This window comes from Marinibium conchae (assembly GCF_015595035.1).
GTDB lineage: Bacteria > Pseudomonadota > Gammaproteobacteria > Enterobacterales > Alteromonadaceae > Glaciecola.
Map to the genome: position 1 here is coordinate 1,665,618 of NZ_JADNRN010000001.1, position 19,640 is coordinate 1,685,257.

20 protein-coding genes and 3 tRNA genes are annotated in these 19,640 nt (G+C 44.0%); 9 read left to right on the plus strand and 14 right to left on the minus strand.

From position 1 onward, the window contains the following. The first annotated feature begins 2 nt into the window (after nt 1-2). From ISG33_RS06965 to ISG33_RS06985, 5 genes are all read left to right on the plus strand, one after another. Entirely contained in the window at nt 3-992 is a 990-nt protein-coding gene (locus tag ISG33_RS06965; protein WP_195732761.1) for a zinc transporter ZntB, read from the plus strand. Nucleotides 993-1,187: 195 nt separating this feature from the next. Further along, nucleotides 1,188-1,451, plus strand: a complete 264-nt coding sequence (locus tag ISG33_RS06970; protein ID WP_229333478.1) for a PepSY domain-containing protein — start codon at nt 1,188-1,190, stop codon at nt 1,449-1,451. Between the two features lie 108 nt (nt 1,452-1,559). Beyond that, nucleotides 1,560-2,234 carry a response regulator transcription factor gene (locus ISG33_RS06975; RefSeq protein WP_195732763.1) on the plus strand — a complete coding sequence of 225 codons (675 nt, stop codon included), beginning with the start codon at nt 1,560-1,562 and terminating at the stop codon, nt 2,232-2,234. Nucleotides 2,235-2,252: 18 nt separating this feature from the next. Then, nucleotides 2,253-3,626, plus strand: a complete 1,374-nt coding sequence (locus tag ISG33_RS06980) for an ATP-binding protein (RefSeq protein ID WP_195732764.1) — start codon at nt 2,253-2,255, stop codon at nt 3,624-3,626. Between the two features lie 128 nt (nt 3,627-3,754). Continuing rightward, a complete protein-coding gene (locus ISG33_RS06985; protein ID WP_195732765.1) occupies nt 3,755-4,750 on the plus strand; it encodes a catalase family peroxidase in 996 nt (331 codons plus the stop codon). Between the two features lie 61 nt (nt 4,751-4,811). Here ISG33_RS06985 and ISG33_RS06990 read toward each other — a convergent pair whose 3' ends face one another. After that, nucleotides 4,812-5,858: an AI-2E family transporter gene (locus tag ISG33_RS06990; RefSeq protein WP_195732766.1), complete on the minus strand. Its 1,047-nt coding sequence runs from the start codon at nt 5,856-5,858 to the stop codon at nt 4,812-4,814. Between the two features lie 219 nt (nt 5,859-6,077). Between ISG33_RS06990 and folX the strand changes: the two genes are divergently transcribed. Beyond that, nucleotides 6,078-6,443, plus strand: a complete 366-nt coding sequence (gene folX / locus ISG33_RS06995; RefSeq protein WP_195732767.1) for a dihydroneopterin triphosphate 2'-epimerase — start codon at nt 6,078-6,080, stop codon at nt 6,441-6,443. Between the two features lie 4 nt (nt 6,444-6,447). Further along, the gene (locus ISG33_RS07000; RefSeq protein WP_195732768.1) at nt 6,448-7,359 is read left to right on the plus strand and encodes a TIGR01777 family oxidoreductase; all 912 of its coding nucleotides are present in this window, start codon (nt 6,448-6,450) and stop codon (nt 7,357-7,359) included. 10 nt (nt 7,360-7,369) lie between these two features. Here the strand turns inward: ISG33_RS07000 and ISG33_RS07005 are convergent, their stop codons facing one another. Further along, nucleotides 7,370-8,062, minus strand: coding sequence for an SOUL family heme-binding protein (locus ISG33_RS07005; protein WP_229333479.1), 693 nt, complete (start codon nt 8,060-8,062; stop codon nt 7,370-7,372). Between the two features lie 236 nt (nt 8,063-8,298). Here ISG33_RS07005 and efpL point away from each other — a divergent pair, with 236 nt between their 5' ends. Then, the gene (gene efpL, locus ISG33_RS07010; protein ID WP_195732769.1) at nt 8,299-8,865 is read left to right on the plus strand and encodes an elongation factor P-like protein EfpL; all 567 of its coding nucleotides are present in this window, start codon (nt 8,299-8,301) and stop codon (nt 8,863-8,865) included. An 18-nt stretch (nt 8,866-8,883) separates the two neighbouring features. Here the strand turns inward: efpL and ISG33_RS07015 are convergent, their stop codons facing one another. From ISG33_RS07015 to ISG33_RS07030, 4 genes are read right to left on the minus strand one after another with little or no spacing between them, the layout of a single operon-like run. After that, nucleotides 8,884-9,702, minus strand: a complete 819-nt coding sequence (locus tag ISG33_RS07015) for an HAD family hydrolase (RefSeq protein ID WP_195732770.1) — start codon at nt 9,700-9,702, stop codon at nt 8,884-8,886. After that, the gene (locus ISG33_RS07020; protein WP_195732771.1) at nt 9,702-10,187 is read right to left on the minus strand and encodes a GNAT family N-acetyltransferase; all 486 of its coding nucleotides are present in this window, start codon (nt 10,185-10,187) and stop codon (nt 9,702-9,704) included. The genes ISG33_RS07015 and ISG33_RS07020 overlap by 1 nt, the downstream gene beginning before the upstream one ends. Next, complete coding sequence (locus ISG33_RS07025) at nt 10,188-12,704, minus strand: ABC transporter permease (RefSeq protein WP_195732772.1); 2,517 nt, start codon at nt 12,702-12,704, stop codon at nt 10,188-10,190. 2 nt (nt 12,705-12,706) lie between these two features. Next, on the minus strand, nt 12,707-13,399 hold the full coding sequence (locus ISG33_RS07030; protein ID WP_195733077.1) for an ABC transporter ATP-binding protein: 693 nt from the start codon (nt 13,397-13,399) through the stop codon (nt 12,707-12,709). Between the two features lie 61 nt (nt 13,400-13,460). Here ISG33_RS07030 and ISG33_RS07035 point away from each other — a divergent pair, with 61 nt between their 5' ends. Further along, nucleotides 13,461-14,117, plus strand: a complete 657-nt coding sequence (locus ISG33_RS07035; protein WP_195733078.1) for an arylesterase — start codon at nt 13,461-13,463, stop codon at nt 14,115-14,117. A 17-nt stretch (nt 14,118-14,134) separates the two neighbouring features. Here ISG33_RS07035 and ISG33_RS07040 read toward each other — a convergent pair whose 3' ends face one another. The 8 genes from ISG33_RS07040 to ISG33_RS07075 all read right to left on the minus strand — a co-directional run bounded on the left by ISG33_RS07040 (nt 14,135) and on the right by ISG33_RS07075 (nt 19,625). Beyond that, nucleotides 14,135-14,296 (minus strand): helix-turn-helix transcriptional regulator, encoded by a 162-nt coding sequence (locus tag ISG33_RS07040; RefSeq protein ID WP_195733079.1) that lies wholly within the window; start codon nt 14,294-14,296, stop codon nt 14,135-14,137. A 57-nt stretch (nt 14,297-14,353) separates the two neighbouring features. Further along, nucleotides 14,354-14,833 carry a hypothetical protein gene (locus ISG33_RS07045; RefSeq protein ID WP_195732773.1) on the minus strand — a complete coding sequence of 160 codons (480 nt, stop codon included), beginning with the start codon at nt 14,831-14,833 and terminating at the stop codon, nt 14,354-14,356. Nucleotides 14,834-15,008: 175 nt separating this feature from the next. Further along, entirely contained in the window at nt 15,009-16,301 is a 1,293-nt protein-coding gene (locus ISG33_RS07050) for an amidohydrolase family protein (protein WP_195732774.1), read from the minus strand. Further along, nucleotides 16,298-17,710 (minus strand): amidohydrolase, encoded by a 1,413-nt coding sequence (locus ISG33_RS07055; RefSeq protein WP_195732775.1) that lies wholly within the window; start codon nt 17,708-17,710, stop codon nt 16,298-16,300. The genes ISG33_RS07050 and ISG33_RS07055 overlap by 4 nt, the downstream gene beginning before the upstream one ends. Before the next feature lie 207 nt (nt 17,711-17,917). Further along, on the minus strand, nt 17,918-18,844 hold the full coding sequence (gene dusC, locus ISG33_RS07060; RefSeq protein ID WP_195732776.1) for a tRNA dihydrouridine(16) synthase DusC: 927 nt from the start codon (nt 18,842-18,844) through the stop codon (nt 17,918-17,920). Nucleotides 18,845-18,996: 152 nt separating this feature from the next. Then, nucleotides 18,997-19,072: transfer RNA gene (locus tag ISG33_RS07065), tRNA-Glu, on the minus strand. A 216-nt stretch (nt 19,073-19,288) separates the two neighbouring features. Further along, nucleotides 19,289-19,364, minus strand: a tRNA-Glu gene (locus tag ISG33_RS07070). Between the two features lie 185 nt (nt 19,365-19,549). Continuing rightward, nucleotides 19,550-19,625, minus strand: a tRNA-Ala gene (locus ISG33_RS07075). Between the last annotated feature and the right edge of the window lie 15 nt (nt 19,626-19,640).

A 19,640-nucleotide genomic window follows, 5' to 3' on the forward strand; every position in this document is an offset into this window, starting at 1 on the left:
CGATGTCTGATTTACAAGATACACAAAGTCTACTATGGAACCTTCAAGTCAATGATTTAGGGCATGCCACCGAGGCTGACTCTGATATCAAGCCAAGTCGCTTACCTGAAAACTCTGAGCAAAATCACTATCAGTGGATTCATATTCAAGCCGATGTTGGCAATGCCAAAGATATTTTAGAGAGCGTGGGTTTATCTGAACTTACTAGCGATTCAATGACTGCTATTGAGACGCGGCCTAAGGCATTTGCGGCCGATGGCGGTGTTATGTTGTTCCTGCGCGGCATCAACCTTAACCAGAATGCCGAAGAAGAAGATATGGTATCGCTGCGTCTATGGTTCGACCGCAACAATATTATCAGTGCTCGCCGCAAGGATCGCAAACTCCTCTCAGTACAAAAAGTGAGAAGCTTAATTGACTCCAAACAATGCATTTCTAGCCCGGCAGAGTTGGTACTAGAACTCATTGAGAACATCGCTGAAGGCATCTGTGATACCGTTGATCGCATTGATGACGAACTCAGTGCGTTCGAGGCCGATGATGGCTTACAAAACCACGACCGCCTAAAGCTCAGTCGACTCCGCCGTAAAGCTGCATCAATACGTCGTTACCTTGCCCCTCAACGTGACGCACTGGACGCCTTGTTTCGATTAAACAAAGTGCTTACGCAAGCTCAGTTTTTTGAGCTTCGTGAACTCACCGACCGAATGACTCGTTACGTTGAAGACCTCGACCTTGCCAAAGAGCGTGCCATGCTACTTCAAGATGAATTACGCAACCGTATTGCAGACCAGCAAGGCGTGCGCATGTACGTATTATCTTTGGTGACCGCTATTTTTCTACCTTTATCTTTTCTTACTGGGTTGTTTGGGATGAATGTTGCAGGTCTTCCTGGGGTGGAAAATCCAAACGGTTTTTTCATTGTTGGGACTACAATGGTGGTGCTTGCCGTGCTAATGTTGGCGGGTATGTTATGGAAGCGTTGGTTGTGATTTTAGTGCCTCTATGCCGCAGAACGAAATTGGATAGCCTTGCTAGCGCATAGTCATTCATTTTAAGTTCAGCTAGATATTATATACTGCGTGCATATATACAAATCCCTATCGCAAGGTCGAAACAAACTATGTCTTATTCGGGAGAATATTATCAAACACTTGCTACTAAAAGCTTTGGTTTTCACTTTAATAGTGTTCGCTTCTCTATCAAGTAACGCCGTAACGACTCTCGGAAACAAGCTCAATGACTCGCAAGGGATGTGGGTACAAGATAAGCAGAAAAAAGCAAAGAAGATAACCAAAGCGCAAGCTGCAAGACAAGCAACTCGCTCTTATGCTGGTAAAGTATTGAAGGTCGATTTAAAGGGTGACTACTATCGAGTAAAGGTGCATCAAAGTTCTGGCAGGGTTGTTTTTGTTATGGTTGATGCTTACACCGGGAAAGTAAGTCGCTAAGCGGCGCTGATAGTAATATCAGTAGCTGCCGCTCGTTATTGCATAAGCTTTACATACGGTCGACTGAAATACAGGGTTGATAACGGATATTAAACATGGAGAGAAAAGGTGCGCATTCTTATTGTTGAAGACGACAGCAGACTATTACTACAACTCGATCAATACATGCAATCACAAGGCTTTAGTGTTGACCTTGCCGATGACGGCGACAAGGCACTTTTCCAGTTACAAGAATATGAATATGATCTAGCGATTGTCGATGTTGGCCTACCCAGTGTTGATGGCTTTGAAGTTATTCAGCGAGCTAGGGCTAACAAAGTCGAATGCCCTATTATCATTCTAACTGCTCGCGACCGCTGGCAGGAAAAGGTGAAAGGCCTTGAGTGTGGTGCAGACGATTATCTTACTAAACCTTTTGTGCATGAAGAGCTTTTAGCCCGCGTAAAAGCCTTGATCCGGCGCTCATCTGGTCAGGCAAATCCAGTTATCGAGAAAGGCCCGCTATCCTTAGACACTGTTGCTAATCAGTTATTCGTTAATGAGCAAGCAATCGATCTTACTGCCTACGAGTACAGAGTGATCGAATACTTGATGTTAAACCCTAACAAGGTTGTTTCAAAAACCGAAATGGTGGAGCACATCTACGATCAAGACTTCGACCTTGATAGTAACGTAATAGAGGTTTTTGTTGGCCGTTTGCGCAAGAAAATTGATAAGACTAATCAGATAAAGCCTATTGAAACGCTTCGAGGCAGAGGCTATCGCTTAAATGCAAATTTATAGTGGCGTGGTAGACTTTTTATGAAATCGTGGTCGATAACAAGGCGCATCTTCCTCACTTGCCTGTTGTTTGTTGCGATTTTCTTTCCTGCAACAATATTTTCCATGCAAAATGCTTACGAAAGAAGCCTTTTACTGGCTAAAAAGGAAGAGCTCAACACAACCGCTTTTGCAATGCTCTCAGAGTTCGAATTTGACGAAGGTAGAGCTTCTATGCCTCCACGCTTATTTGTAGAGAGTCTCAACCTTCCAGGTTCTGATTTGGTCGCAGCCATCAGATGGCGGAACCAACAAGTATGGCAATCGCAGTCGGCTATTGATAGTAAAGTCGATATGCCGTTATTCGGAAAGCTATATCGCGACACCCTTGATATGAGTTCGGGACAGAGTGAATTCTTAAGCAATTTCAACGCCGAGGATCCTCATTTCGCTTTTGTTAACACTGCTGAATTTAAAATAGAGGGTAAATTCGAGCGTGTGACTTTTTTAGTCATCAATACCAAAGACAAATATCAAAACGAGTTGAACACTTTTATTAACCGATTATGGGGCTGGATTGGCGTGCTTGGCGTCATATTATTAGGCTTAATCGCTCTATCGCTACGCAGTGTGTTCCTGCCAATGAAGAAGATTATTTCGCGTATCGGGCAAATAGAACGAGGTGAAATCAATCACATCACTGATGATTATCCACCCGAGCTTCAGCCTCTTCAAAACGGTATTAATAAACTCTTAGCTAGTGAGCAGGAACAGCGCGAGCGCTACAAAAAGAGCCTAGACGACTTAGCGCACAGTATTAAAACACCGTTAAGTGTGATCCTTGGTCAAGATAATTTGACTCGCGAAGTTCGCCAGCCTGTACTGCAAATTGACAACATCGTTAAACGACAATTGAAACGAGCAACCATTAACGTAATAGGTTACCTTCCCAGCATCGACATATTCCCTTTAGTTCAGTCTATCGTTGAAGCGATGGAGAAAATACACCAAGACAAAAAGCTTACGATACATATTGATATGGAAGAGCCAGCCTTGCTATCCATTGACCAAACTGACTTTATGGAAATAGCTGGAAATCTGTTAGACAACGCCTGCAAGGCCGCGAATAAAGAAGTTATTATCGGCTATAAGCGTGCCGACGAACTCACCCACGTATCGTTTAAAGACGATGGCAGTGGCATTTCAGCAGATGAAATTACTAGCATCACGCAACGAGGAAAACGACTTGATAGTTATACTCAAGGTCAAGGTCTGGGCTTAGCACTGGTAGTTGATATGCTCGATACTTACGGCGGTGAACTCGATGTTGTTAGCTATAAAACTCATAAAGATGACCTCATTAAACACCCTACCCGAGGCAGTATTTTTACCATTAAGCTACCACATCAACGCTAACTCCTGCGCTGTATTTATATAGACATAACATCCCCGCTTTGCTTATTTCAGCGTATAAGTAATAGAAATTTTTAAATTTCAAATTACTGTCTATGATTAAGGGATAACTATAAATCAAGGAAAGCATCATGCTTAAATCAAACATTAGTCTTAGCGTAGCGTTTGCGCTATTAACAAGTCTCAGCGCGACACATTTACTTCATGCGCAAGAGTCAAAATCGCCAGTAGAATTCGTTGAGCTATTTGAGAAGCTAAGTGGAAAACACCCAGGAGTAAGAAAAGCGCATGCCAATGGCGTTTGCGCAAAAGCGAGATTTGAGCCAAATAAAGCGCTGGCGGCGCATTCAAGCTCACCGATTTTTACGCAAGACACAATAGATGCCACCCTTAGGTTTTCTTTGGGTGGCGGTAACCCAAATGCCGATGAACGAGTAGCAGGCACACGAGGCATGGCAATCCAACTTAACCTGCCAAATGGGGCAAAACACAACATCGTAGGAAATAACACGCCGGTGTTTGCTGCGAAAAACCCAGATATTTTCTTTGGCTTACTAGAGCGTCTTTTACCCGGTGAAGATGGCAAAGTAGATTATGCGAAGTTAGGTGCTTATATCGCACAAAATCCAAGTACACAGCGCTTGGCGGCTTGGAACCAACAGGTTCAAACGCCTTATTCGTACGCAAATACTGAATTTTTCGGCTTACATACTTTCTTTATGACGAACAAAGAAGGTAAAGAGACTAAGTTCAGATGGCACACAACACCAGACCTTGGTGTGCAATCTATGGATAAGGAGAGCGCTGGAAAACTCGAAACGCCTTTCCTAGCCAAACGTCTACAACAGCAGATGGATGAAGGCAAAACGATTTCCTATACCATTACCTATGCTTTAGGCACTGATGAGGACACTAATGTTGACCCATCGCAGCCTTGGCCTGCAGAGCGGCCAACAAAAACAATGGGCAAGCTCACCCTAACTAGCGTCGGTGGCGAAGCATGCACCGGTATTAACTTCGATCCTAACGTGGTGGGCGAAGGTTATAAAACCAGTGATGACCCAGTACTAAGAATGCGTTCTCCTGCCTATGCCGTGTCTTTTGGTAAACGCCTTAGCGGCCAGTAGCTAGCATACTGAATACCGCATACCGCGAGAAGCCTCTGCGAGTAATTACTTAACGAGGCTTTTAGCCTGTCGATTTAGCCTCTGCATCAGGGTCGTCACTTGACAGTAAAATAGCCAACCACTTACTCTCTTCTCGTGACTCAAGTGCAATTTTAACAACCATCGTCAGTGGCACTGATAACAACATGCCAACACTACCCAGCAACCAACCCCAGAAGATTAACGATAAAAATACCACCAAGGTCGACAAGCCTAAGCCTCTGCCCATGAAACGCGGTTCAATGACATTTCCCATCACCATATTAACAATAATAAAGCCTAATCCGGCCAAGCCAGCTTTAGCAAAGCCAAACTCTACAAAAGCCATTAACACAGCCGGTATCGCTGCAATAATAGAGCCTATGTTGGGAATGAAATTCAACATAAAGGCAAGTACCGACCACAGCAAAAAGTGATCTACACCTAGGGCATACAGCCATATACCGATAAACAAACCGGTGCCTAGGCTGACTAACATCTTAATACCTAAATAACTGTTGACTGATTGTAGGAAGCGATCGATGTGCGTCATTTTCATATCAGGGTCGGCTAAGGCGACATGAATGCGCTTTGGCATGGTTTCAGCCTCAAACAACATGAAGATCACCGTGAGTATTATCAGGAAAACATTCGACAATACACTTCCCATACCACTTAGAAAACCAGTTGCTACCGACATAGCAGCACCCGGGTCGAGATAAGTCATGATCAGCGATTGGTCGATATGAATATTGAGCACGGCAAGCTTATTAATTACCCATGCAAATTCTCCCGACAATTGCTCGCGATAAACTGGCATATTTTGTCGAAACTCAGTCATAGACTGTGTAATTAATCCGGCTAACATAAAACCAATCACCAGTATTATCAGTATAACTAAGGTAACAGAAGCCCAGCGAGGCACGCGATAGCGAGCTGACCAGTTTATCAGAGGGCTGCACGCTATTGCGATAAATGCTGACAGTAAAAAAGGTACCATTATTACGCTTGCTGCTTTTATGCCGGCAAGTACCACAACGATACAAGCCATAACCATCAGGGCTTTAGCGGTGGGTGATTTAATGTCCATATGAATCCTTATGAGCGAGCTTGTAAATTACAACGGCAGTCGACGCGCTTTTGCCTCAATACTTTATCGTCATAGAGTGACATAAATAGCAAAATAAGTGAAACGACTATTTAGTGAATAAGTCTCTGTATTTATTGAAAGTCTTGACTACACTCAAATGAGTATAAATTAAAAATAATAATTAGCCTCTAGGCTTTACCACAAGGAAAATTGTTCTTCATGAATTTGAATCAGGCAACAATCAGAATTAAAAACCTACGCCTTCGTACTTGTATCGGTATCAATGAAGATGAAATTAAGAATCAACAAGACGTCGTGATTAACGTTAAAATTCATTACGACGCAAAAAAAGCAACCGACTCAGACCTTATGGATCATGCGTTAAACTATAAGACGATTACCAAAGCGATCATACGCTTGGTTGAAGACAATCGCTTCTATCTCCTCGAGAAGCTTACACACGACGTGCTTAGTATTGCTGCAGAGCACCCTTGGGTAACCTTCGCTGAAGCTGAAGTCGATAAACCTCACGCACTGCGTTTCTCCGATTCAGTCTCACTATCATTGTCTTGCACTAAAGGTTAATCAAATGACTCAGCATATTCTTATCACTGGTGGGACTGGCTTAATTGGCCGACAACTTATTGAGCATTTACGCTCTAGTGAGAATGGCAGTGGTCTAAAGCTAAGCGTACTCACCCGCGATCCGTCTCGGGCAAAGCGCTTGCTTGGGCATGCCGCTGAATATGTGAGTAATGAGGACTTAAACTCGGTCGATGAATACACCATCATCATTAATTTAGCCGGTGAACCAATTGCAGACAAACGATGGACGGATGCACAAAAGAAGCGCATCTGTGAGAGTCGATGGGGAATCACTGAAAAGTTGGTTGAACTCATCGATACTGCTACTACACCACCGCATACCTTCATAAGTGGTTCAGCCATTGGCGTTTACGGGCGTCAAGGTGATAGCGTTATTACCGAGTCCTATACGGATTTTTACGACGAATTTAGCCGCGAAGTGTGCCAAAAATGGGAAGATATTGCGCTTCGAGCAGAAACGAAAACACGTGTATGTATATTACGCACCGGCGTTGTTTTGTCTGATCAAGGTGGGGCATTGGCAAAAATGTTAATGCCCTTTCGCTTAGGATTGGGCGGCCCTATAGGCAGTGGAAAGCAATTCATGGCGTGGATCCACATCAACGATATGATTGGCGGTATTCAGTTTTTGGTTGATAACGAAAAGCTTAATGGCATTTTTAACTTTACCGCCCCCAACCCAAATACAAATCACTTTTTTTCTCTGGCCCTCGCTCGAAGGTTAGAGAGACCATGCATATTTAAAGTACCAGCCTTTGTATTGCGCACTCTCATGGGAGAGTCATCAGATTTAGTGCTGTATGGTCAGAAGGTTATTCCACAGCGTTTACTGGATGAAGGCTACGCATTTCAATACCCAGTATTGAAAGACGCCCTCGCCGGTCTAGATCTATAATTAGCCTTAGTTACTCAACTTCAATAAGTATCTCATTGTGACGAAACATGGGCAGAGTAAGCGGACCATTGTAGCCAGCTGTTACTGCAGGTCCTTTCACCGAGTAGTTATTCTTGGCTATCCACTCTTCTAAAAGACGCGTATGTTTTTTAGTATTGCTGTCGCTCAATGTCCATGAAAACTTAATCACCGCGACCTTGTAGTTGTTTAATTCAGTGAGCGATAAGCTACTGTCTGTCGGCTTTGGCGTTGTATCAATAGTAAAAGAACTCGGCATAACAAAAGACATCTGCGGTGTTGTACTATTTTCACTCATAAACACGGGCGCCGTCATTGCTATTTCGATGCCTTGATCAGTTGCGGCATTGTCATCCATAAATACGGGGGCTGTCATAGCAATTTCTTGCTGTCCTTCATTCTCACCGCTGATGTATTTAAATAGCTTACGGAAGGCAGAGTTTCTACCATCATCACTTAAATCAGCAGACACAAGCACCATGCTATCGTAAACCCTGAGCTCAATATCTTGGGCTTCATCACTTTTTAGTACAGTATAAGGAGCAGACTCTACGCCGTTATCACCAAAAATAGAACAGCCAGAAATGAGCATGCTAGATACAAATATAAGGGCGTAGTAACTATAGCTAGGACGAATTTTAGTTTGTTTTGCTAGCGCGTTTGACTTGATAAATTGTGTGTTCACTGTAGTTGTTACCAGTTTTGTTGATGAATATAGCCAATATATACGCGAAGCGAGCTTAACAAGCTCAAAACCGAACAGATAAATGACTAGATTGTAATGTGTGCAAATGGTATTTTTATTTAGCTAAATCAATGGCACGAGCTTGAGTGAAGCTTCACAAATAAAGGCGCCAGACAAGAAGTCTTAAAGCGACTGAGAAGCGCACATTCAAAAAATAAAAATCAAAGGATAAACACATGCCAAAGGCCAGTGAAATAAAAAAGAACGCAGCGATTGAACACAATGGCAAAACCTATCTAGTAAAAGATATCAATAAACTCACTCCCAGTGGCAGAGCAGGTGCAAGTTTGTATCGGATGCGTTTATATGAAGTAGCGACGCGCGCAAAGGCAGATGAAAGCTTTAAAGCTGATGAAATGATCAACACTGCCGAATTTTCAAAAAGAAAAGTGACCTTTTCTTATGCCGACGGCACCGAATATGTGTTCATGGATAACGAAGACTACACCCCCTACTCGCTTGATAAAGATACTATTGAGGAAGAATTGTTGTTCATTGATGAAGCAACTGAAGGCTTACAGGTGCTCATGGTTGACGGCAACCCAGTGGGGATTGAACTTCCCGCTTCAGTCGATTTACTTATTACTGAAACCGACCCGTCAATAAAAGGAGCGTCGGCAAGTGCGCGCACCAAGCCTGCAACGTTAAGCACAGGTTTAGTTGTACAAGTACCAGAGTATATTGCAAGCGGCGAAAAAATTAAGATAAACACCGCCGAGGTGAAATTCACCAGTCGTGCTTAAAATAGCAGATTAGCCCCTCTAAAGGGAAAAACGTTCTCGCAGGAAATGAGCGACACCGTCTTGGTGATGGTGTCCGATTACGCCGGTCGCTTTATCTTTTATTTCAGCAAGCGCGTTCTCTGGTGCATAGCGCTCATCTGCAATATCAAACATGGTGAGATCGTTGTCTCCGTCGCCGAAGCAAATCACGTTGTTAGCATTCAATTGCTGCTTCAATAAACTCACGGCCGACCCCTTATTTGCAAGACGGTGGTGTACATCAATCCAATTGTATTCTTCACCCTCGTGTGCCGTTCCAGAGTATGCAACAAGACTGTCAACCGCATTAAGTGCCTTCCAAATACTCACTATGGGTGCTTTTAGGCCAATCATGCTTATGTTCGTAACTTCATATTGAGCATCGAAGGCTTCGATAGGTAAGATACTGGCTTTGGTTTTAGCAAAGTACTTATTAACCAAGTTAGATTCAACTTCGTGAATCGTTGGCGCATGGAAAATGAAGTGCTCGTGGTTTTTAATTGTGTTCACAAAGGGGGTGATTCGATGCTGACGTGCTACGTCAACAATAATCGCTATATCGTTAGCATCGAGAGCATTGTGAAGAATTAGCTCATTTTCGTCTGGCTGCCAAATAGTGGCTCCATTGTTATATATCTGTGGAAGTGCAAAATCATGATCACCAATAATATGATGGGCTGATACCATCGTCCTACCCGTTGCTACTGTATAAGCTATGTTTTTATCTTTGAGTAAACCGAGTGTATCTCTGGTGTAGCCGCTTAGTTCCGACTGTCCGTTTAACAAGGTACCGTCGAGATCAAAAAAGATCAGATCCATTATTGCTCTGCCTTTAGCATCATGTTTATGTGCATTATGCCATCTTCATCATAGGCCTCACTGGTCGATTGAAAACCGAGTAAGCTATAAAAGCGCTGCAAGTACACTTGAGCGCCAATTTCTATATTTGCATCGGGCCAATGACGCTGGCATTCAGCGATAGCCAGCAACATAATCTCCCGTGCTAGTCCTTTACCTCTGTGATTTTTATGCACAACAACGCGGCCAATGCTGGCACCTTGAAAAGAAACACCTGGCGGCAAACAACGCGCATAAGCTACCAGAGTGTCAGTCTCGTCAGCGTACACTGAGATATGTCGAGCTTCTTCATGAATATCTTTATCATCTAAATCAGGATAGACACAATTTTGTTCTACTACGAAAACATCGCTCCTGAGTTTCAATGCCTGATATATAGCCATCGAGTTCAACTGAGCGAAGGCTGCGCTCTCAACGCGAGCGCCCTTTCTGACTTGAATATCCATTTACACCATTTTCCGAAGTAACTCGCCCGTATTCAAACTTAACAAACGCCAGCAACCTATGGCCCCGAGCACGCCAACTGTTAACGCACCAACGCTTGGTGCTATTAACCAGTATTCCAGATGCAGGCTTGCCTCCATCTGAAAGACTTGCGTTTGAAGCATGTACAGGCTGAACTCATTCGATATTGCAGCCATGAGGCCCGCCACTAAACCAATAATGATGAACTCATTTATTACGCTGAATCGTATCGTCCAACCTTTGGCACCGAGGGTGCGTAAAATAGCGAGTTCTTGCAAACGCTCGTCCATACTGGCCTGAACTTGGGCTATTAATACTAAGGCGCCAGCAATTAATACCAAAATCAATATGAACTCGACCGCCATTGATACCTGATCAATGATTTCGCGAAGCTGATTAATTCTGGCATCAACATCAAACAAGGTGACACTTGCAAATGGCGCCATCAAACGGGTAATTTCTGGCTTACGAGCCTCTTCCAAATGAAAACTAGTGATATAGGTTGGTGAAAAGTTTTCCATCGCTTTCGGATGCAGAACAAAGAAAAAGTTGGGCTGCATGGTCTGCCAGTTAACTTCCCGCAGGCTTGTCACCGTGGCACTGACGACTTCACTACCAATATTGAAACTGAGCTTATCACCCAATGAAATATCAAGTCGTTGTGCAATTTCAACCTCGATGGAGAGTGGCACAGGCTCGCCCTCTTCCCAAGAGTCAAGCCACTCGCCTTCAACAATCTTATTACCCATTTGAAGTTCGGTACTCCAAGTTAGGTTCGCTTCGCGACCCAAACCTCTTCGCCCTTCATCTGGTACTTCCTCGTCTTCTTTCGTGACTTCAGTACGAATGAGCTCATCATTTATTGAGACAAATCGGCCTCTTGCTACTGGATAGAATCCATCGCCTTCCACATTATTGCTGGCAAAATGTGATTCTAACGCGGCTCGCTGAGTCTCAGTTACGTTGGAAAGAAAGTAGTTAGGCGTGCCCTCGGGTAATTGGTCACGCCACTGCTTGACCATGTCATTTCGCATTACCAATACAACGAGTAGCAACATGATGGTGATGGCAAAGCTGATAAGCTGAACGCTGTTGCCCATGGCTCGGCGGCGAATTCGCGCCCATGCCAGCGTCCAAGCGCCCATGCTACCACTGCCAAGCTTTCTACCCACCACAATAAGTAGGTTAGTAACCGCAAGCAATAGCGACACTAATATGATTCCCGACACAAACAAAATAGCGGATATTTTCAAATTTTGGCTGTAAATCCACATCAGCATGAACACTGCAATTCCAGAAGTAGCAAATTGCAACGCCTTTGAAGATAACGTGGTATTAATGTCTCGACGCAATACTCGTAATGGCGGCACGGAAAAAAGCTGCATCAAAGGATACAAGGAGAATAAAACAGCACAGATAACACCGGTAAATACCGCAATAGCTAAAGGTCGCCAATGCCATACGTTTAATGACACCTCAACCGTACCCGACAGTAATTGTACAACGCCTTGTTGTAACAAGAAGCCGGTAATCACCCCTAGCACAATACCCAAGACGGTAATAAAGCATATTTGCAGCAGATATATACGCTGCACCATCTTCTTACCTGCGCCTAGGGTCTTCATTATCGCAACAGGATCGAAATGACGTTGGCTGTAACGTTGTGCTGCAACTGCAATCGACACTGCAGCCAGCACAATCGCTAACAAACTCGCTAACAGAAAATACTGTTCTGCGCGCGCGATTGAGCGACCAATAGCAGATTCGTCGTCTTCTATTGATGTCCATCGATGGATTTCGCGGTCAAGTTGAGGACGTAACCAGTCGTAGTAATCGTCCAAATCACTCGATTCACCTGTAAAATAATATTTATAACTGACCCTTGAACCAGGACCTGTAATATTCGTTTTTGCCAAGTCTTGAGCCGACATAAAAACGATAGGGTCGGTATTAAACACGGAGAAGCCTGCATCTGGAATTTCGCTGAGCACTCTGGTTACTTTAAATGAAGCATCACCCACATCGACTGAGTCACCTAGCTTGATACTGAGCAACTGAAACATGCGAGAATCGACCCATACCTCTCCTGGTTGTACTTTGTCATCGGTTGGCTGGGGATTACCAAATACTTGCTCGCTGATTTTGACACTTCCCTTCAGAGGGTAGCTACTGTCAACCGCTCGAAGATCGGACAACGCGAGTTCATCCTTACCGAAAACCATTGAGCGAGTGCTGAGTTGAAATGCGGTTTCAAGCTCATATTCGCTTGCCTTTGTAATCCACGCTTCATCGACAGGGGTTCTGGAACGAAGTTGGCGATCTGCAGCGATAAACTCAGCTGAACGGTCGGTTAATGCCCCTTGCAGACGCTCACTAAAAAGCGATAAGGAAAGCACTGATGCAACTGAAAGCACAATGGCAAGCAGTATGATAGTAAGCTCACCACGTTTCGCTTCATGCTTGAATAAACGCCAAGCAAGCTGAAAGACTGTTGGCATGGCTATTCCCCTGAAACGATTTTAAGTGTTGGCGTTTCTTCAGTTAACTGCCCCGCATTCATGCGTAGTTGGCGACTGCACCTCTTGGCTAATTCATCATCGTGAGTTACCAGAACTAAGGTAGTATTGCTCTCACGGTTCAAATCGAAAAGTAAGTCTTCAACTTTTGTTGAGTTCTTTGAATCAAGATTTCCTGTTGGCTCATCCGCAAATAGAATTTTGGGGTTTGTTATAAAAGCCCGAGCAATCGCAACGCGCTGTTGCTCACCGCCTGAGAGTTGATTTGGGAAATGATTCGCCCTGTGCTCAAGGCCTACTTGTTCAAGAATTTTTTGTGCAAGCTTCTTCGGCTCAGCTAGACCTGCTATTTCAGCAGGTAACATAATGTTTTCAATCGCGGTTAAGCTTTGTACAAGCATAAAACTTTGAAAAATAAACCCGACTTTCTCCCCTCGCAATCTGGCCCTCTGCTCTTCGTCCATGGAATGAAGTGACTCACCATCGAGAACGATATGTCCTCCTGATACTTCGTCTAAACCAGCCAGCAAACCTAAAAGCGTTGACTTACCTGAGCCCGATGCGCCTATAATGGCAACTGACTCACCAGGTTTAACACTAAAGCTGATGGGTTGAAGGATCTGTAACTCACCTTCGCTCGTAGTTACCTTTTTTATTACGCTTTTCGTTTCAATCATTAATGGAGCTGTTGTCATAGTGTTTTCTTTTTCTAAGTCTGAAAATTTTGGCCAAGTATATTTGGCAAATTGTGTATCTAGCATTGTACTAGTAATAGTTCTTTTATTCCCTTTTGCAAGCTATTCAGATCAGCTTGAAACATCAGAAAATACTAAGCAATACAAGTTATTGGTGCTAGGTGACAGCTTAAGCGCAGCCTATGGCCTGACACAAGAAGAAGGTTGGGTGCATTTGTTACAAAATGCATGGACCAACGCTAACACACCAATAGACGTAGTAAATGGTGCTATTAGTGGCGATACGACCGATGGCGGGCTTGCTCGCTTACCACGTTTGTTAGACCTACATAAACCTACCCACCTGCTAATAGAACTCGGTGGCAACGATGCATTGCAAGGGCATAATCCAAAGAAAATAAGAAGTAATATAGTAGACATGGTGAATATTGCAAAAGAGTCGAATGTGGCGGTTATGATCCAAGAGATGCAAATCCCGACCAATTACGGGAGGCGTTACACGACAATGTTCACCGACGTATTTAGAAGCGTCGCAGAAGACCAAGAAGTACCTTTAATTCCGTTTTTCCTAGAGGAAATCGCTCTTGACAAGAACTTGATGCAAAACGACGGTATCCATCCTACCGCCGAAGCGCAACCAATGATAGTTGAGTTTATGATGCCGCGATTGCAAGCACTTATTATAGACACCCATTTATAACTAGCGCATCAAGGCGCCTAATCACTATCCTGATACGAGAACACCTCTTGAATGGGTTTACCAAAATACAGTGCTATTTTGAATGCCACCTCAAGAGAAGGGCTGTATTTTCCCTTCTCTATCGCCATGATAGTCTGACGAGTAACACCTACAGCGGTCGCCAATTCCTGTTGAGTCATTTCATCGGCAAAAAACCGGCACTCGCGTACCCTATTAACAATATGCACAAGTCCCCCTTACACCGCATCTTTTCTGTAAAGTACAACTTGATGAGCAAATCGAACCACCTCAGAAAGTATAAATGCAAACAGCAGAATGTGAAGTTCAAATAGAGGTAGCGGATAATATGACTTCAACGAAGACTCCATACCGATTGCATGGGGCAAAAGTAGTTGTCCTAAGGTTAAAAAGGCACCAACAGACAACACCCAATAGCCCGAATTATTTGCTTTGAGGGAAATGAGTTTATCGCGCTCGTCGCCCTCTACTTCATTCTTACTAGCAGCCATCGCAATAATGCTCTGAAAAATGATTTCGACGATGATTATCAACAACACCGCTGAGCTCAAATTTCCCATTACAATATCTATCGCCTCCAGCTCACTCACGGCAGCTAAGTCAATAGCAAAAACCTCAAAGGTATAGCGACCAAATATGTAGAGCGTTGCAAGTAAGGAAAGCCAAGTGCTCTTTTCTTTAATAGTCATGTTAAGCATAAAATTCTTATCTCTATGTTTTATTCAATCAACATAAAGTACACCAAAACAAACTATATGTATAATATTTTTTACCTTAAGTGTATTTTTTAAAACATCATCCAATAAAAAACCGCATTAACATCAGCTAATGCGGTTCGTACTATCGCCTAATAAAAACTGGCCTAATCAGCACCTAAGGGCGTGTGTATCCTACTGGTAAAGCTTTATTTCTCTTCAAGTACCTATCACGTAACTTAGTCTGACGTGAACTCATATCGATTTCTTTACCTTGAATGAATACCTGCTCTGCGGTCTGCGCCACTTCCAGAGGATCACCTGACCAAATCACTACATCAGCGTCTTTACCGGGCTCCAAACTACCTATCTGCTCCTCTAAGCCAAATATTTCTGCAGCATTAATGGTAAGAGAAGCAATGCCGGCTGAATGTGGTAAACCGTTCGCAACAGCATTACCAGCATGCTGAGTGGCCAATCGAATATTGTGAGTATCCATACCCACTACAACTTTTACACCCGCTTTATGCAAGCGTGCTGCGTTTTCAAGCGTTGCGCCAAGCTGGTCAAAACTACCGGGTAAATTGTATTCTGGATTCAGGATCACTGGCACATTTGCAGCAGCAAGTTCTGATGCCATTCGCCAAGCTTCAACGCCATGCACAAGAACAAGGCGAAGATCGGCAAAACGTAGTTTAAGTTTCAGCATCTGAGAGATGTCAGCTGCACGATCCGCTTTAACAAATAAAGGGACTTGCCCGTTTAATACCGGAATTAGTGCTTTTGCATCTGCCATCGTTGTTAGACCATGCCAATCGGCACTGGGGTTCATGGTGTAGGATTGGGCAAATTTGGCTTCTTCAAAAGCAGTATGAATTGCCACCCACATTGCGGCTCTGCTTCCGCCATTGTCGTCAGCTCCGCCATTGCTTACATCAAGTTGCATGTAAGCCTTAGCTTTTAATATCGAGTCAAACTTGCCTGCGAGGGAAATGACCGCACCTTGCCCCTGAAACAACTGCCCTGTGGAACTTAAAGCCGTTCCTGCGGAGGTAAAACCTTCAATGCGAGTGATAGGGATTAAGCTTGAATCATTGTTTATCGCAAACTGAACATCAAATGCTGCGCCAAGGGTTGATATAGGATGCTCCTCTGTTCTCGCATCTACTGTACCAGCAGAACCAGAAACCTCTTCAAGCCCGAGCGAGGTATAAGCACCAATAAAGCCTGGCGTGACTACTTTTCCTCTAGCATCAATCTCACGGTAACCGCTTGGCACGCTGTCACCTTCAACGACTTGTTGAATACGACCATTGTTAATTAAAACGGTAGCCTCTTCCAACACACCGGCGGAAGAAACTGTGTGCACTTGACCACCAACAATAGCAATTTTCTCAGCATATGCTGCTGCACTCAAACCAAGGCTTAGTGCAATGGAAGCAGCAAGACTCATTTTTTTCAATAAACTCATTTGGCGTCTCCTTCTGCAACTTGGCCTAATTCAAAATCACTCACTGACCATGTGTTTGGTTGAGTTCTATCGTAAACAATTGCGCCGTCGATGAAGACCTTTTCAGCTTGCGCATAAGTCGAAAAGGGATCAGTACTCCAAAGCACAACATCAGCATTCTTACCTTCCTCTATCGAGCCAGTTTTATCGAAAATACCGAGGGATTTTGCTGGATTTGCCGACAACCATTGCCAAGCTTCAGCTTGTGAAATGTCGATACCTGCGCGCTTACCGTCAGCCCACGCTTTGGCTGCTTCTTGATTTAAACGCTGAATACCTAAGTCACTATCAGAGTGAACAATAGCGCACGCTTTCGCCTGATGCACCATCGCTACGTTTTCTTTGATGCCATCGTAAGCTTCCATTTTAAAGCCCCACCAATCAGCCCACATTGCCGAACAAACATTGTTTTCAGCAAGTTTATCGCCAATTTTATATGCTTCAACGGCATGGTGAAAAGTGCCAATTTGATAGTTAAATTCTTTCATGACGTCCATCATTACGGCCATTTCATCAGCGCGATAACAATGCATATGTACGTTAATGTCGCCACTTAATACACCAGCAAGCGTTTCAAGGTTGAGATCTCGGCTCGGTTGATCAGGAGAGCCACCTGCTTCCAAATCGGCTGCGTACTTGTCCCATTTCTCTTTATAGTCTTGAGCTTCTATCCATGCAGCGCGGTAGCCGGCGACATTGGCCATACGTGTCATTGGCCCGCCACGTTGTCCATAAACACGCTTAGGGTTTTCACCACATGCCATTTTGATACCGTAAGGAGCGCCAGGAAACTTCATATCTTGAATAGTTCGGTTTGGCATATTCTTCACTACTACACTTCTACCACCGAATAAATTGGCTGAACCAGGAAGAATTTGCATTGACGTCACGCCACCGGCTAGGGCACGCTGAAAGCCTGGATCCTGGGGCCAAATCGAGTGTTCCGCCCATACTTCAGCAGTAACCGGCCCAGTCATTTCATTTCCATCTGAATGTGAGCGTGTGGAAGGCGACGGATAAACGCCTAAATGACTATGATTATCGATAATACCCGGCGTTAGCCACTTTCCCTGGCCATCTATTTCTATGGCGCCAGAGGGAGAACTTACGCTGCTCCCGAAGTCTGCAATTTTGCCGTCTTCAAGTAAAATTTCGCCATCTTCTATTTTGCCACCGATACCATCAAGTATGGTTACATTGGTGATAACGACAGGTTTACTCTCAATTGCTTGATAAGTACTCGGAAATGGGTTTGTATCAATGCCCGCAACAATGGAACTTTTCGCTTCTTCCTTACTGTCGCTGCAGCCTGATAAAAGAGCAACTGACACGGCGAGTGCCACGCTAATTTTCATGGTAGGTTTAAACATATCTTTCCTTGTGTTCGAGAAAAGTGAATTATTATTATGTAAGCCAACGCAATACTGGGCTGGCTCGGCTTTCTTCGTTTTTAACGCTAATAAATTACGCTATAAAGTGCAATTGAGATTCCCTAAAAAGCAGTGCTTTTTAAAGAGCTAGGGTAAATTTAGGATAAAGATTTGGCTTACGCCATGATTTGTGAAAATAAACCGCTGCTATGAAGCTAACATTTGAACAATTTCATCAGCACTTTTCAGCTTTCTAAGTTCAACAAACATGTCTTCAGCTTCAGGGTATTGACGTTTTAAGTAATTGAACCATTGCTTTATGCGGTTCGGATAATAGCGACCTTTATCAGAATAGATCTCATAGCCCGAATAAGCAACAAGCAGTTCCTTTGTTTCAGCCCAAGTCATCGCTTGGTGACCGTGCTTAATTGTATTCGCTAAGTTGGGTAAGGATAATGCACCTCTGCCTAGCATAATATCTTCACAATGACTGCGTTGCTGGCAACGTTTAGCATCATCGGCCGACCAAATTTCACCGTTTGCAATGATAGGAATAGTCGTTACTTCTTTGATTTTAGCAATCCACTCCCAATATGCTGGCGGTTTATAGCCGTCTACTTTAGTTCTTGCGTGAATGGTGAGTAAATCAGCACCGGCTTGAGTAATAGCATCGGCATTTTCTAGCGCTAAAGAGCTATCGTCGAAGCCCAACCTTATTTTAGCACTCACAGGATGTTCCTTCGGGACCGCGTCCCTTACAGCCTTAATAATTCGATAGAGGGTGTCAGGCTCTTTGAGTAATACCGCCCCCCCTTTGCTTTTATTAACTGTTTTTGCAGGGCAGCCAAAATTTAAATCGACACCAGGTGAACCCAATTCTACCGCTCGCACGGCATTTTCGGCTAACCATTGTGGGTGTTGACCCAGGAGCTGCACTCTAACAGGCACCCCAGATGGTGTTTTCGCCCCATGGTGTAATTCAGGACAAAGACGATAAAAAGTTCGGGCTGGAAGTAGCTGCTCTACAACGCGAACAAACTCTGTAATACAAAGGTCAAAACCACCTACTCTAGTGAGCATATCGCGCATTAGGTGATCGACAACACCTTCCATGGGAGCAAGTACAATTTTCATAGAACTACAATAACCGCCTTACAACTTTTGTAAAGTGAACAATATTGAGCACTACAATTGGCAATTTAAAAGCCTTCATATAGCGACTTCTCCGCTCTTGAAACATGAATTTTAGATATAAAAAAACCACCCTGTTGGGTGGTTTCTCTATTTGGCGTCCCCTAGGGGATTCGAACCCCTGTTACCGCCGTGAAAGGGCGGTGTCCTAGGCCTCTAGACGAAGGGGACAGAAATTTTTTCAACAAAGCAAGGCTTTGATAAATTTCTGTTAGGCTTATTTTCGCTAGCGAAAATGAGCGACCTACAGTGAAAATCTGGTTGATACCCTACTTTCCCTTGCGTGCCGCGAGCAATGTCACCATTACTCGACCTAACCTAGACCAAACCACTACAGCTTGGGTTAGTGTTATGTTCTTCAACATCTCTCTTTTACCAGTGAGAAAATGGCGTCCCCTAGGGGATTCGAACCCCTGTTACCGCCGTGAAAGGGCGGTGTCCTAGGCCTCTAGACGAAGGGGACAGAAATTTTGTCAACAAAGCAAAGCTTTGGTAAATTTCTGTTAGGCTTATTTTCGTAAGAAAATTTGCGGCATTCAGGAAAAATTTGGTTGATCTCCAAACTAACCCTCTTTACCTCAGCTGATAATAATCAGCCACCTAACCTAGACCAAACCACTACAGATTGGATTTTTGCATTCACGAACTTGGTGGAGCTAGGCGGGATCGAACCGCCGACCTCTTGCATGCCATGCAAGCGCTCTCCCAGCTGAGCTATAGCCCCGTGTCATAATAGACC